The 13,934-nt window shown below is 72.8% G+C and carries 10 protein-coding genes; 9 read left to right on the top strand and 1 reads right to left on the bottom strand.

Annotation, left to right across the window (positions count from 1 at the left end; all coding sequences use genetic code 11):
- Nucleotides 1–133: 133 nt before the first annotated feature.
- Nucleotides 134–1,252 carry a phosphoserine transaminase gene (gene serC / locus ACIRPU_RS20415; RefSeq protein ID WP_403869051.1) on the bottom strand — a complete coding sequence of 373 codons (1,119 nt, stop codon included), beginning with the start codon at nucleotides 1,250–1,252 and terminating at the stop codon, nucleotides 134–136.
- A 192-nt stretch (nucleotides 1,253–1,444) separates the two neighbouring features.
- Here serC and ACIRPU_RS20410 point away from each other — a divergent pair, with 192 nt between their 5' ends.
- The 9 genes from ACIRPU_RS20410 (at nucleotide 1,445) to ACIRPU_RS20370 (ending at nucleotide 13,930) form a co-directional block, all read left to right on the top strand.
- Nucleotides 1,445–4,357, top strand: coding sequence for an FAD-binding and (Fe-S)-binding domain-containing protein (locus ACIRPU_RS20410; protein ID WP_403869048.1), 2,913 nt, complete (start codon nucleotides 1,445–1,447; stop codon nucleotides 4,355–4,357).
- Nucleotides 4,358–4,502: 145 nt separating this feature from the next.
- Nucleotides 4,503–5,633, top strand: coding sequence for a lipid II:glycine glycyltransferase FemX (locus ACIRPU_RS20405; RefSeq protein ID WP_403869045.1), 1,131 nt, complete (start codon nucleotides 4,503–4,505; stop codon nucleotides 5,631–5,633).
- Nucleotides 5,634–5,802: 169 nt separating this feature from the next.
- Complete coding sequence (locus tag ACIRPU_RS20400; RefSeq protein ID WP_351763093.1) at nucleotides 5,803–5,928, top strand: hypothetical protein; 126 nt, start codon at nucleotides 5,803–5,805, stop codon at nucleotides 5,926–5,928.
- A 103-nt stretch (nucleotides 5,929–6,031) separates the two neighbouring features.
- Nucleotides 6,032–8,278, top strand: a complete 2,247-nt coding sequence (locus ACIRPU_RS20395; protein ID WP_403869042.1) for an ABC transporter ATP-binding protein — start codon at nucleotides 6,032–6,034, stop codon at nucleotides 8,276–8,278.
- A 116-nt stretch (nucleotides 8,279–8,394) separates the two neighbouring features.
- Nucleotides 8,395–9,366, top strand: coding sequence for an EamA family transporter (locus tag ACIRPU_RS20390; protein ID WP_403869039.1), 972 nt, complete (start codon nucleotides 8,395–8,397; stop codon nucleotides 9,364–9,366).
- A gap of 164 nt (nucleotides 9,367–9,530) precedes the next feature.
- Complete coding sequence (locus ACIRPU_RS20385) at nucleotides 9,531–9,737, top strand: hypothetical protein (RefSeq protein WP_403869036.1); 207 nt, start codon at nucleotides 9,531–9,533, stop codon at nucleotides 9,735–9,737.
- A gap of 118 nt (nucleotides 9,738–9,855) precedes the next feature.
- Nucleotides 9,856–10,650: a TIGR03084 family metal-binding protein gene (locus ACIRPU_RS20380; protein WP_403869033.1), complete on the top strand. Its 795-nt coding sequence runs from the start codon at nucleotides 9,856–9,858 to the stop codon at nucleotides 10,648–10,650.
- Nucleotides 10,647–12,335 carry an acyclic terpene utilization AtuA family protein gene (locus ACIRPU_RS20375; RefSeq protein ID WP_403869030.1) on the top strand — a complete coding sequence of 563 codons (1,689 nt, stop codon included), beginning with the start codon at nucleotides 10,647–10,649 and terminating at the stop codon, nucleotides 12,333–12,335. The genes ACIRPU_RS20380 and ACIRPU_RS20375 overlap by 4 nt, the downstream gene beginning before the upstream one ends.
- Nucleotides 12,332–13,930 carry an acyl-CoA carboxylase subunit beta gene (locus tag ACIRPU_RS20370; RefSeq protein ID WP_403869027.1) on the top strand — a complete coding sequence of 533 codons (1,599 nt, stop codon included), beginning with the start codon at nucleotides 12,332–12,334 and terminating at the stop codon, nucleotides 13,928–13,930. The genes ACIRPU_RS20375 and ACIRPU_RS20370 overlap by 4 nt, the downstream gene beginning before the upstream one ends.
- Nucleotides 13,931–13,934 lie beyond the last annotated feature (4 nt).

The raw sequence follows: 13,934 nt of genomic DNA, 5'->3' as shown, positions 1-13,934 counted from the left end.
CGCCCGGCGGGACCTGCCGACCCCGACCCCCTCGAACGGCGAAACCGAGGAGGGGCGCTCCGCGGTGTTCCGCGGGGCGCCCCTCGTCGTCGTACGTCGTCGTACGCGAGTCATCGTCGTACGGGAGAAGTGATCAGAGCTTCTCGATCACGTAGTCGATGCTCTTCGTGAGCGCCTCGACGTCGGCCGGGTCGACCGCCGGGAACATCGCGACGCGCAGCTGGTTGCGGCCGAGCTTGCGGTAGGGCTCGGTGTCGACGATGCCGTTGGCGCGCAGCACCTTGGCGACGGCGGCGGCGTCGATCTCGTCGGAGAAGTCGATCGTGCCGATGACCTGGGAGCGCTTGGCCGGGTCCGTGACGAACGGAGTCGCGTGCTTCGACTCCTCGGCCCAGCTGTAGAGGCGGGTGGAGGAGTCCTTCGTACGGGCCGTGGACCAGGCCAGGCCGCCCTGGCCGTTGATCCACTCCAGCTGCTGGTTCAGCAGGAAGAGGGTGGACAGAGCCGGGGTGTTGTACGTCTGGTTCTTGCGGGAGTTGTCGATCGCCGTGGGCAGCGAGAAGAACTCCGGGATGTGGCGGCCGGACGCGTGGATCCGCTCCGCGCGCTCGATCGCGGCGGGGGAGAACACGCCGATCCACAGGCCGCCGTCGGAGGCGAAGGACTTCTGCGGGGCGAAGTAGTAGACGTCGGTCTCGGCGATGTCGACCGGCAGGCCGCCCGCGCCGGAGGTGGCGTCCACGAGGACCAGGGACCCGGAGTCCGCGCCCGCGACCCGCTTCAGCGGGGCGGCGACACCGGTCGACGTCTCGTTGTGCGTGAACGCGTAGACGTCGACGCCCGCCTCGGCCGCCGGCTCGGGGTGGGTGCCCGGGTCGGAGGAGATGACGGTCGGCTCCGCGAGCCAGGGGGCGAGCTTCGCCGCCTTCGCGAACTTGGAGCTGAACTCACCGAACGTGAGGTGCTGCGACTTGTTCTCGATCAGGCCATGGGTCGCGATGTCCCAGAACGCGGTGGAGCCGCCGTTGCCGAGGATGACCTCGTAGCCCTCGGGGAGGGAGAACAGCTCGGAGATGCCCTCGCGCACCTGGCCGACCAGGTTCTTGACCGGGGCCTGGCGGTGGGACGTGCCGAGGAGGGACGTACCGGTTGCGGCCAGGGCGTCCAGCGCCTCGACCCGCACCTTGGAGGGGCCCGCGCCGAATCGACCGTCGGCGGGCTTGATGTCAGCAGGAATCTGGATCTCAGCCACGGAAGGGAGGTTAGCCGGTGGGGGAAACCTGGGTGAAACCTGGTCCGTCGGGTGAGACGGTTCGTGTCGCCGTGCCGGGGCCGTGCCGGGGCTCCCCCCCGGTCCCCCTTCCGGCCTGGACGACCAGGCCCCCTTTTGGCCTGGGAGCCCCAACAGGCTGTAGGCGCGGGCGCATGCTGGTTTGCTGAAGTCATGACGGATCTCGAGGCCGAGCTGCGCAAGGCCGTCCGGGGTGATGTCGGCTTCGACGTCACCTCCCGGGCGCTCGTGACCATGGACGCGTCGAACTACCGCCGCGTCCCCCTGGGCGTGGTCGCGCCCCGGGACGGTGACGACGTGGCGGCCGTGCTGGAGGTGTGCCGGTCGGCCGGGGTCCCGGTGGTGGCGCGAGGCGGGGGTACGTCCATCGCGGGGCAGGCCACCGGCGTCGGCGTGGTGCTGGACTTCACCCGTCATATGAACCGGTTGGTCGCCCTGGATCCGGAGGCGCGGACGGCCGTCGTGCAGCCGGGGCTGGTCCTCGACCGGCTCCAGGCGGCCGCCGCCCCGCACGGGCTGCGCTTCGGCCCCGACCCCTCCACCCACAGCCGCTGCACGCTCGGCGGGATGATCGGCAACAACTCGTGCGGCTCCCACTCGGTGGCGTGGGGGACGACGGCGGACGGTGTGCGCGAGCTGGAGGTCGTCACCGCGCGGGGGCGGCGGCTGCGGCTCGGGCAGGGGTGGGCAGGGGCGCCGGACGGCCTGCGCGCACTGGTGGACGGGGAGCTCGCCCGGCTGCGGACCGGCTTTCCCGAGCTGCCCCGCCGTATCTCGGGGTACGCGCTGGACGCGCTGCTGCCGGAGAACGGCACCGACGTCGCCCGTTCCTTCTGCGGCGGCGAAGGCACCCTGGGCGTGCTCACGGAGGCCGTCGTACGGCTCGTCGAGGCTCCACGCGCGCGTGTGCTCGCGGTGCTCGGCTACGCCGACGAGGCCGCCGCCGCCGAGGCCGCGGCCGGACTGCTGCCGTTCGGGCCGCTGACGGTGGAGGGGATGGCGGCCGACCTGGTGCCGCCGGGCGCGGCGGCCGGGCTGCCGCGGGGCGGTGCCTGGCTGTTCGTGGAGACGGGCGGCGAGTCGCGGAGCGAGGCACGCGCGCGTGCGGAGGCGATCGTGCGCGCGGCGGACGTCCTGGACGCGCGGGTCGTGCGGGATCCCGCCGGGCAGCGGGCGCTGTGGCGGATCCGGGAGGACGCGAGCGGGACGGCGACCCGCATGGCGGACGGCACGGAGGCCTGGCCCGGCTGGGAGGACTGCGCGGTGCCGCCGGCCCGGCTCGGCGCGTATCTGCGGGACTTCCGGGTGCTGCTCACCGACCACGGTCTGCGCGGCACGCCGTACGGGCATTTCGGGGACGGCTGCATCCACGTCCGTATCGACTTCGACCTGCTGACGGGGGCGGGGATCGCCCGTTTCCGTCGGTTCTCCGAGGAGCTGGCCGAATTGGTCGTGGCCCACGGCGGCTCCCTCTCCGGCGAACACGGCGACGGCCAGGCCCGCGCCGAACTGCTGCCGAAGATGTACGGGGCGGACATGGTCGCGCTGTTCGAGCGGGCCAAGGCGGCCTGGGACCCGGACGACCTCCTCAACCCGGGGATGCTGGTGCGTCCCGCGCCCCTCGACAGCAACCTGCGCTTCGCCGTCCTCCCGCGCGAGCCGGTCGACGTGGCCTTCGGCTACCCGTCCGACGGCGGTGACTTCTCGGCGGCGGTGCGCCGGTGCGTCGGCGTGGCGAAGTGCCGTACGACGACCGTGCCGGGGGCTGGGGCTGGGGCTGGGGCTGGGGCGGGGGTGATGTGTCCCTCGTTCCGGGTCACGGGCCGGGAGGAGCACTCCACGCGCGGGCGGGCCCGGCTGCTGCACGAGATGCTGGCCGGTGAGCTGGTGACCGACGGCTGGCGCTCCACGGAGGTCCGGGACGCGCTCGACCTGTGCCTGTCCTGCAAGGGCTGCCGCTCCGACTGCCCCGTCGAGGTCGACATGGCCACCTACAAGGCGGAGTTCCTGCACCACCACTACGAGGGGCGCCGACGCCCGGCCGCCCACTACAGCATGGGGCGGCTGCCGGTGTGGCTGCGGTGGGCGAGCCGGCTGCGGGCGGCCGCCCTGCTCAACGCGCTCGCCTCGGTCGGGCCGCTCGCGGGCGTCGCCAAGCGGCTGGGCGGGATCGCGGCCGAGCGGGACATCCCGCGGCTGGCGCGGGAGACGTTCAGCGGGTGGTGGCGGCGCAGGGCGCCCGTTTCCGGGCCGGGGCGGGCCGGCGACCTGGTCGTCCTGTGGCCCGACACCTTCACCGAGCACCTCTCACCGTCCGTGGGCCGGGCCGCCGTACGGGTCCTGGAGGCGGCCGGGCTGCGGGTGGCGCTGCCGCCGACCCTGCGGATGCGGGGCCGGCCGGTGGGCGACGGCCGGTCGAGGAGCGCGGCCGCGTTGCTGCCTACCGCCCGCCGGGGCCGGGTCTGCTGCGGGCTGACGTACGTCTCCACCGGCCAGCTCGACCACGCGCGCGTGGTGCTGCGCCGCACGCTCGACCTGATGGAGCCGGTGCTGGAGACGGCCGCGCCGGTCGTCGTCCTGGAGCCGAGCTGTGCGGCCGCCCTGCGCACCGACCTGCCCGAGCTGTTGCACGACGATCCGCGCGCGGCCCGCCTCGCCGCCCGCGTCCTGACCTTCGCGGAGGCCCTGGAGCGGCACGCGCCCGAGTGGACCCCGCCCCGCCTCGACCGTCCGGCGGTCGGCCAGACCCACTGCCACCAGCACGCGGTCCTGGGCGACGCGGCCGAGCGGCGGCTGCGCGAGGCCGCGGGTCTCACCGGCGACCTGAGCGGCGGGTGCTGCGGTCTGGCCGGCAACTTCGGCTTCGAGAAGGGCCACTTCGAGGTGTCGGCGGCCTGTGCGCGGGAGCAGCTCCTGCCGGCCGTGCGGGACGCTCCCGAGGGAGCGGTGGTCCTGGCGGACGGCTTCTCCTGCCGCACCCAGCTGGACCAGTTGGCGGGGGTCCGGGGGAGGCACCTCGCGGAGGTCCTGGCGGACCACCTGGAGGACGAGGGACGGGAGCACTGAGGGGAGGGCGGCCTGCGCGGGTGGTGGCGGGCGGTGGCGGGCGTGGCTGACCCCGGGACGTGCGGGGGCGGCTCCTACGCTGGCCGGGACGGTCGTCCGGCGATGCGAACGGGCGATTCGAACAGTCATTCGAAGGAGCTCGTGTATGAGTCTGCGCGTCCAGTCCGTCACCCGTGACGAGCACCTGGCGTTCGTCGCGGCCCGCCCCTCCGCCAGCCATATGCAGCTCCCGTCCTGGGGCGACGTGAAGCCGGACTGGCGGGCGGAGAGCCTGGGTTGGACCGACGGGACGGGCGCGCTCGTGGGGGCGGGGCTGGTGCTGCTCCGGCCGTTGCCGAGACTGAAGCCGAAGAGGTACCTGGCGTATCTGCCCGAGGGGCCGCTCGTCGACTGGCACGCGCCGGATCTGGTCGAACGCTGGCTGGAGCCGATGCTCGCGTGGCTGAAGGCGCGGGGGGCGTTCTCCGTGAAGATGGGCCCACCCGTCGTCGTACGGCGATGGAGCGCCGACGCGGTGAAGGCGGCCGTCGCCGACCTGGGCGCCCACCGGCTGCGGGACGCCGAGGCGACCTCGTACGAGCCGCGCGCCCTCGAAGTCGCCGACCGGCTGCGCCGCGCGGGCTGGCAGCAGACCGAGCCGGGCGGAGAGGACGGCTTCGCGGCCGGCCAGCCCCGCTACGTCTTCCAGGTCCCGTTCGCCGGTCGCACGCTGGAGGACGTCCACAGCGGCCTCAACCAGCAGTGGCGGCGCAACATCAAGAAGGCCGAGAAGGCCGGCGTGAAGGTCGTCCGGGGCGGCGCCGAGGACCTTCCGGCGTTCTACGGGCTGTACACCGAGACCGCCGAGCGCGACCGCTTCATCCCGCGCCCGCTGTCCTACTTCCAGCGTATGTGGGGCGCGCTGAACGCCGAACACCCCGACCGTATGCGGCTCTACCTCGCCCACCACGACGGCGAGGTCCTGGCCGGGGCGACCATGCTGACCGTCGGCGTGCACGTCTGGTACTCCTACGGCGCCTCCACCGGCCGCAGGCGCGAGGTCCAGCCGAACAACGCCATGCAGTGGCGCATGATGTGCGACGCCCATGAACTCGGCGCCGCCGTCTACGACTTGAGGGGCATCACCGACACCCTGGAGGAGTCCAACCACCTGCTCGGCCTGCTCCGCTTCAAGGTGGGCACGGGCGGACAGGCCGTGGAGTACCTGGGTGAGTGGGACTTCCCGCTCAACAAGCTGCTGCACAGGGCACTGGACCTCTACATGGCCCGCAGATAGCTGCCCGCCCCAACTCCCAGGTTCTCCAAGGGTATTCACAGCAGGGCTTTGCTCATTTTGCCGTGCGCTTGAATGAGAACCGTGTAAGTTTCTGGGTGTCGGGAACCGGACGCGGAATTCCCGAAGAGTTGACGAAAGTACAGCGCCATCTCCCCCCTAAGGAGTCGCAATGAGCTTCAAGAAGCTTGCCCCGCTGCCCCCCAAGCCCAAGTCGAAGCAGCTCCCGCCTCCGCCGAAGCCCAAGCCGAAGAAGAAGCTCCAGCCGCAGCCCCCGCTGCCCGGCCGGGACAACTGAGCAGTTCCCGAAAGGGCCGATGGTGCACCGTCGGCCCCTTCTTCTTTTATTCCTGAGCTGGAGGCGCGAAATGGGCAAGGAATATGAGGAAGGGGAGGATGGTGTGGAGGAAGAGGAATTCGAATACGAAACTCCCACCATTCCGGCCCGCACCGCTTTCCGTCGTTTCTTTCCGCTGACCAGAGGCCTGCGGAAATGGCTGGTGATCGTCTGGGTGTGCACGGTCCTCGCCGCGCTCGCCGAGACCGAGGCGATCCTGCTCTTCGGCGAACTCACCGACAACGCCCTGCGGCAGGGTTCGCTCGGAGCGTTCTGGGCGCCGGCCGCGAAGTGGCTGGCCGTCGCCGTCGTCGGCGCGCTCGTCGCCTACGCGGGCAACTCCCTGGCCGCGTGGGCCACCGAACGCTTCGTGATGCGGCTGCGCGAGCATGTCTTCGACCACGTACAGCGGTTGCCGCCCCACTTCTTCCAACGTCACCGCCAGGGCGACCTGTTGTCCCGCCTGACGAGTGACGTCGAGGCGATCGAGACGCTGGTGGTGTCCGGGCTGGTGGGCGCCGCCTCGGCGGTCTTCAGCGCGCTCTTCTACGCGGCCGCCGCCTTCTGGCTGCGCTGGGACCTGGCCGCCGCCACCTTCGTCCTGGCCCCGCTCTTCTGGCTGGCCGCCCGCCGCTTCTCCGGCTCCATCAAGGACGTGTCGAGGGCCGGCCGGGTGGCGGACGGCGCGATCACCTCCGTCGTCGAGGAGTCCCTCGGCAACATCGTCCTCACCCAGGCCTACGACCGTCGCGACGCCGAACGCCGGCGTCTGCACGAGGAGGCGACCGCCTGGTTCCGTGCCTCCGTCCGGTCGACCCGGTTGAACGAGGCGTACGAGCAGTCGGTGCAGGTCATCGAGACGGTCTGCGTGCTCGCGGTGATCGGCATCGGCGCCTGGGAGATCTCCACCGGCCGGATGACCCTCGGCCAGCTCCTCGCCTTCGCCGCCTTCCTCGGCTACCTCTACCCGCCCGTCCAGGGGCTGGCCCAGCTCGGCCTGACCGTCACCGCGGCCACGGCGGGCGCGGAACGGCTGATCGAGATCCTGGACGTCGACCCCTCCGTCGAAGACCCCAGGAGCGCTGTCGAGGTGGGCCGCCCGGACGGCACGGTCGAGGTCAGGGACGTCGGCTTCCGCTATCCCGGCGCGGACCGGAGCGCCCTGGAGGGGCTGTCGTTCACCGTGCGCCCCGGCGAGCTGGTGATCATCACCGGCCCGAGCGGCGCGGGCAAGTCCACCGTCTCCAAGCTGCTGCTGCGCTTCTACGACCCGGACGCGGGCGACGTCCTGCTCGACGGCGTCCCCCTACGGGACTTCCCCCTGGCCCGGCTGCGCGAGTACGTGACCCTGCTCCCGCAGGAGACGCTCGTCCTGCACGACACCGTCCGCGCGAACATCGCCTGCGGCCGGCCCGGCGCCAGCGACCAGGCGATCGAGGAGGCGGCTCGGGCGGCCGACGCGCACGGCTTCATCGCCGCGCTTCCCGACGGCTACGACACGAGGGTCGACCCCCACTCCGCCCGGCTCTCCGGCGGCCAGCTCCAACGTCTGGCGATCGCCCGGGCGATCCTGCGCGACGCGCCCGTCCTGGTCCTGGACGAGCCGACGACGGGCCTGGACGCGATCGCCGCCCGCCGGGTCGTGAAGCCCCTGCGCCGCCTGATGGCGGGCCGCACCACGATCATGATCACCCACGACCTCAACCTCGCTCCCGACGCCGACCGCATCCTCGTCGTCGACTGCGGCCGGATCGCGGAGTCGGGCCGCCACGAGGAGCTCCTGGCCCGCGGCGGCGCGTACGCCCGGCTGCACCGCTCGCAGAACAACGCGGTGACGGACACGGGCGAGCTGCGGTTGCCGTTGTTCGTGGCGGGACCGGCGGCAGAGCCTACGGCGGCACCCCAGGCGTACGCGTACCAGGCGTACGCGTACGGGTACGGCGACGCATACGACCACGGATACGCCGGTCACGCCGACTTCTACGGGCAGGGGGACGGTTACGCGTACGGGCAGCCCTACGGGCAGGGGCAGGCGTACGGGCAGGGCCAGACGTACGGGCAGGGACCCGCCCCGGAGGCGTACGTCCCGGAGGCGTACGTCCCGGAGGTCTACGTCCAGGCGGCCTTCGTCCCGGAGGCGCACGCACCAGGGGTCCACGCCCCGCAGGCGTACGCCGCAGCTTGGGCGGGAGCCACGGCCTGGACCGGGCGGCAGCCCGCTCCCGGGACGTACGGAACCGTCCCGACGACCCTCGCCGACGGCCGCCCGCTGTTTCGCGACGAGGAGTACCCGGCGCCGTCGGGCAGCTGACGTCTCACAGCCCGAGACAGTGGCATAACGGCTTCACACCCCTGACCAAGTCCACTACCCTGGACTGGACAGTGCATCGTGATGTACACGCCTCGTGCCGAGCCCCAGGACCGCCCGTGACTGCCCCCGACACCGCCGCCCCACTCCAGCTCGCCCCCGACGCCACGGCGACCGGCGCCCCCGGATCCCCGGGCCGTCTGGGCGCCCTCGGCCCGGTCGGCCTCGTGCTCGCCGGGGGCATCTCGGTGCAGTTCGGCGGCGCGCTGGCGGTGACGCTGATGCCGAGGGCGGGCGCGCTGGGCGTGGTGGCGCTGCGGCTCCTGGTGGCGGCGGTGGTCCTGCTGGTGATCTGCCGGCCACGGCTGCGCGGCCACTCCCGCACGGACTGGGGCACGGTCGTCGTCTTCGGCGTCACGATGGCCGCGATGAACGGCCTCTTCTACCAAGCCGTGGACCGCATCCCGCTGGGTGCGGCGGTGACCCTGGAGGTCCTCGGCCCCCTCGCGCTGTCGGTCGTGGTCTCGCGCCGCGCGCTGAACCTCGTCTGGGCCGGCCTCGCTCTCGCGGGCGTCTTCCTGCTCAGCGGAGGCGGCGGCGGGGACGGCGGGCACGGCGGGGGGTTCGGCGGCGGCCTCGACCTGGTGGGTGTCGCGTTCGCGCTGGGGGCGGGGGCCATGTGGGCGGCGTACATCGTCTTCAGCGCCCGCACCGGCCGCCGTTTCCCACAGGCGGACGGTCTGGCGCTGGCGATGGCGGTGGGCGCGCTGCTCTTCCTCCCGCTGGGCCTCGCCGAGTCGGGCACGAAACTGGCCGACCCGGTGACGCTGGGCCTGGGCGCGGCGGTGGCTTTGCTCTCCTCGGTCCTCCCCTACACCCTCGAACTCCTCGCCCTGCGCCGCATGCCCGCCTCGACCTTCGCGATCATGATGAGTCTGGAGCCGGCCGTCGCCGCCGTCGCGGGCTTCCTGATCCTCGACCAGACCCTGACCACGATCCAGGCGGCCGCGATCGCCCTGGTCGTCGCGGCGAGCATGGGCGCGGTCCGGACGCAGGTGGGGCGGTCGAAGCCGGCGGTCCCGGAGGCCTGACGGGCGCCTCGACCGCCCACGGACCGCCGGAGGCGGCCCGGTCACGATGACCGGTCGGGTCGTACTCAAGGGAGTGCGGCAAGGGATCGATCCGGCCGAGGCAGGGGTGCCGGTTCACCGCCGACGACCTCGCGGGCCAGTCTCTCGGCCTGCACGTCACCGGCATGGCCGCGCCGCAGGGCGTCGGCGCCGCCCTCGCGGGCACGCCGGCCCAACTGATCTCCCCGGCCGCCGCGATGACGCCGACGGCGGCCGGCTCGGTCGCCGTGACCCTGGCCCTCGCGGCGCTGGGCAGGCGCGAGGAGCGTCGGCGGCCGGCCGTTTCCGGTGCGCGTCCGGGCGTCCTGCCGGCACCCGCGGTCGACGACTGACCGGGCCGGAAGGGGGCGGCCGCGTCTCTCCCCGCCCGGCGTCGATCGAGGAGCGGGTGGAGGGAAATTAATGCAAGCATGCTTGATTGTTTCTTGCCCCGCTGCCATGCTCCACCCCATGGCCGACCCGACGCCCGTGCTCGACGACCTCCGCGCCGAAAGCGATCAACTCGACCGGCTGGTTGCCGAGTTGAGTGCCGATCGGTGGACGCTCCCGACCCCCGCCCCCGGCTGGACCGTCGCCCACCAGATCGCGCACCTCGCCTGGACCGACCACTCCTCCGTGCTGGCCGTGACCGATCAGGACGCGTTCGCCCATGAGGTCGAGAAGGCGCTCGCCGCGCCCGGGGACTTCGTCGACAACGGCGCGCGGGAGGGGGCGGCCAAGCCGCCCGAGCGGTTGCTCGCGGACTGGCGGGCCGGTCGCGAGGCCCTGGCGGACGCGCTGCGGAAGGCGCCCGCGGGAGCGCGATTCCCCTGGTACGGGCCGCCCATGTCGGCCGCCTCCATGGCCACCGCCCGGCTCATGGAGACCTGGGCCCACGGCCAGGACGTGGCGGAAGCGCTGGGCGAGGCGCCCGCACCCACCGACCGGCTCCGGCACATCGTCCGCCTCGGCGTCCGCACCCGGGACTTCGCCTTCGGCGTGCACGGACTGTCCACGCCGTTCGAGGAATTCCGCGTCGAACTCCGCTCCCCGTCCGGCGAGTTGTGGACGTACGGCCCCGAGGACGCCACGGATCGCGTGACCGGCCCCGCCCTCGACTTCTGCCTCCTGGTCACCCAGCGCGCCCACCGCGCCGACCTCGCCCTGCGCGCCGAAGGCCCCGACGCCGACCGCTGGCTGGACATCGCCCAGGCCTTCGCGGGCCCGCCCGGCACCGGGCGCCCGCCCAAGGGGGCCACCCGGTGACGGTCCTGCGCATAGGCAACGCCTCCGGCTTCTACGGCGACCGCTTCGACGCCCTGCGCGACATGCTCACCGGCGGCGAACTCGACGTCGTCACCGGCGACTACCTCGCCGAGCTGACCATGCTGATCCTCGGCCGCGACCGGCTGAAGAACCCCGCCGCCGGATACGCCCGCACCTTCCTCCGGCAACTGGAGGAGTCCCTCGGCCTCGCCCACGACCGAGGCGTCCGCGTCGTGACCAACGCCGGAGGTCTCAACCCGGCCGGACTCGCGGACGCCGTACGGCAGTTGGCGGAGCGGCTCGGCATCCCGGCACGCGTCGCGCACGTCGAGGGCGACGACCTCGGCGCGCGGTATCCCGGCAGCCTCACCGCCCACGCCTATCTCGGCGGCTCCGGCATCGCCGCCTGCCTGCGGGAGGGCGCGGACGTCGTCGTCACCGGGCGGGTCACCGACGCGGCCCTCGTCACCGGCCCCGCCGCCGCCCACTTCGGCTGGGGGTCCGAGGAGTACGACCGGCTAGCGGGCGCCGTCGTCGCCGGACACGTCCTGGAGTGCGGGACGCAGGCCACCGGCGGCAACTACGCCTTCTTCGCCGAGGGCGGCCGTGACCTGCGGCGACCCGGCTTCCCGCTCGCCGAGATCCACGAGGACGGCAGCTGCGTCATCACCAAGCACCCGGGCACCGGCGGCTTCGTCGACGTCGGCACGGTGACCGCCCAGCTGCTGTACGAGACGACGGGCGCCCGATACGCCGGCCCCGACGTCACCGCCCGCCTGGACACCGTACGGCTCACCCAGGACGGCCCCGACCGGGTACGGATCCACGGCGTGCGCGGGGAGGCCCCGCCCCCGACCCTCAAGGTCGGCCGCACCCGCCTCGGCGGTTTCCGCAACGAGGTCGTGTTCGTGCTCACCGGCCTGGACATCGAGGCCAAGGCCGCGCTCGTGCGGGAACAGATGGCGCAGGCGTTCCTCACGACGCGCCCGGCGGAGGTCCGTTGGGAGCTGGTCCGCACCGACCGGGCCGACGCCGACACCGAGGAGACCGCGAGCGCCCTGCTCCGGCTCGTCGTACGCGACCCCGAACAGGAGGCCGTGGGGCGCGCGTTGAGCGGGGCGGCCGTGGAGCTGGCGCTGGCGAGCTATCCCGGCTTCCATGTGCTCGCGCCACCCGGGAACGGTTCCCCCTACGGGGTGTTCGAGGCCGCGTACGTGCCGCAGGAGGACGTCGCCCACATCGCCGCCCTCGACGACGGCCGCCGCCTGCCCGTTGCCGCGCCCCCGGCCGTCGGCACCCGGGTACTCGAGGACGTACCGGAACCGGACCTGCCGGATCCGCTGTCCCCAGGCCCCGTACGGCGCGCCCCCCTCGGGCTCGTGGCCGGCGCCCGCAGCGGCGACAAGGGCGGCAACGCCAACGTGGGGGTGTGGGCCCGCACGGACGACGCCTGGCGCTGGCTCGCCCACGAACTGACGGCCGACCGGTTCCGGCAGCTCATCCCCGAGAGCCGCGAGCTGACCGTCACCCGTCACGCCCTGCCCCGGCTGCGCGCCCTGAACTTCGTCGTCGAGGGCGTCCTCGGCGCCGGGGTGGCCGCCCAGCACCGCTTCGACCCGCAGGCCAAGGCACTCGGCGAATGGCTGCGCTCCCGACACCTGGACATCCCGGAGGCCCTCCTGTGACGGCTCTCACGTCCGCCCTGGACCCTCAGGGCCCCGACTACCGCGCGCACCGCGAGGCCATGCTCGCCAAGCTCGCCGACCTCGACACCGAGCACGCGAAGGCCCTCGCGGGAGGAGGGGAGAAGTACGTCGCCAGGCACCGCGCGCGCGGCAAGCTCCTCGCCCGCGAGCGCATCGAGCTGCTCCTCGACCCCGACACGCCGTTCCTGGAACTGTCACCGCTGGCCGCCTGGGGAAGCGACTACACGGTGGGAGCCTCCCTCATCACCGGCATCGGGGTCGTCGAGGGCGTGGAGTGCCTGATCATTGCCAACGATCCGACCGTGCGCGGGGGCGCCAGCAACCCCTGGTCCCTGAAGAAGGCCCTGCGCGCCAACGACATCGCCCTCGCCAACCGGCTGCCCTGCATCAGCCTGGTGGAGTCCGGCGGGGCCGACCTGCCCTCGCAGAAGGAGATCTTCATCCCGGGCGGGGCCGTCTTCCGCGACCTGACCCGGCTGTCCGCCGCCGGGATCCCGACCGTCGCCGTCGTCTTCGGGAACTCGACCGCGGGCGGCGCGTACATCCCCGGCATGTCCGACCACGCGATCATGGTCAAGGAGCGGGCGAAGGTGTTCCTCGGCGGGCCGCCCCTGGTGAAGATGGCCACCGGCGAGGAGAGTGACGACGAGTCCCTGGGCGGCGCGGAGATGCACGCGCGCGTGTCCGGCCTCGCCGACCACTTCGCCGTCGACGAGCGGGACGCGCTGCGGCAGGCGCGCCGCGTGGTGGCCCGCCTCAACCATCGCAAGGCCTACCGGGACCCTGGTCCGGCGATCCCTCCCAAGTACGACGAGGAAGAACTCCTCGGCATCGTCCCCGGGGATCTGCGCACCCCCTTCGACCCGCGCGAGGTGATCGCGCGGATCGTCGACGCCTCCGACTTCGACGAGTTCAAGCCCCTCTACGGGACGAGCCTCGTCACCGGCTGGGCGACCCTGCACGGCTACCCGGTCGGGATCCTGGCCAACGCCCAGGGCGTGCTGTTCAGCGCTGAGTCCCAGAAGGCCGCCCAGTTCATCCAGCTCGCCAACCAGCGCGACATCCCGCTCCTCTTCCTGCACAACACCACCGGCTACATGGTCGGAAAGGAGTACGAGCAGGGCGGCATCATCAAGCACGGCGCGATGATGATCAACGCGGTCGCCAACTCGAAGGTCCCGCACCTGTCCGTCCTCGTGGGCGCCTCGTACGGGGCCGGCCACTACGGCATGTGCGGGCGCGCCTACGACCCCCGGTTCCTCTTCGCCTGGCCGAGCGCCAAGTCGGCGGTGATGGGCCCGCAGCAGCTCGCCGGGGTCCTGTCGATCGTCGCCCGGCAGTCTTCGGCCGCGAAGGGCCTGCCCTACGACGACGACGCGGACGCCGCCCTGCGCGCCATGGTGGAGCAGCAGATCGAGTCCGAGTCGCTGCCGATGTTCCTGTCCGGGCGGCTGTACGACGACGGTGTCATCGACCCGCGCGACACCCGCACCGTTCTCGGCCTGTGCCTGTCGGCCGTCCACACCGCGCCCTTCGAAGGTGCGCGGGGCGGCTTCGGCGTCTTCCGGATGTGAGGCT

It is taken from the genome of Streptomyces sp. NPDC102259 (genome assembly GCF_044766465.1).
GTDB lineage: Bacteria > Actinomycetota > Actinomycetes > Streptomycetales > Streptomycetaceae > Streptomyces.
The sequence above is the reverse complement of the archived record's forward strand: the minus strand, read 5'-3'. Positions and strand labels throughout refer to the sequence as shown.

What these genes read in the sequence shown, in the direction of transcription:
- ACIRPU_RS20410 (WP_403869048.1), top strand. Translation starts at nt 1,445, where the DNA reads ATGACGGATCTCGAGGCCGAGCTGCGCAAGGCCGTCCGGGGTGATGTC.
- ACIRPU_RS20405 (WP_403869045.1), top strand. Translation starts at nt 4,503, where the DNA reads ATGAGTCTGCGCGTCCAGTCCGTCACCCGTGACGAGCACCTGGCGTTC.
- ACIRPU_RS20400 (WP_351763093.1), top strand. Translation starts at nt 5,803, where the DNA reads ATGAGCTTCAAGAAGCTTGCCCCGCTGCCCCCCAAGCCCAAGTCGAAG.
- ACIRPU_RS20385 (WP_403869036.1), top strand. Translation starts at nt 9,531, where the DNA reads ATGGCCGCGCCGCAGGGCGTCGGCGCCGCCCTCGCGGGCACGCCGGCC.
- ACIRPU_RS20380 (WP_403869033.1), top strand. Translation starts at nt 9,856, where the DNA reads ATGGCCGACCCGACGCCCGTGCTCGACGACCTCCGCGCCGAAAGCGAT.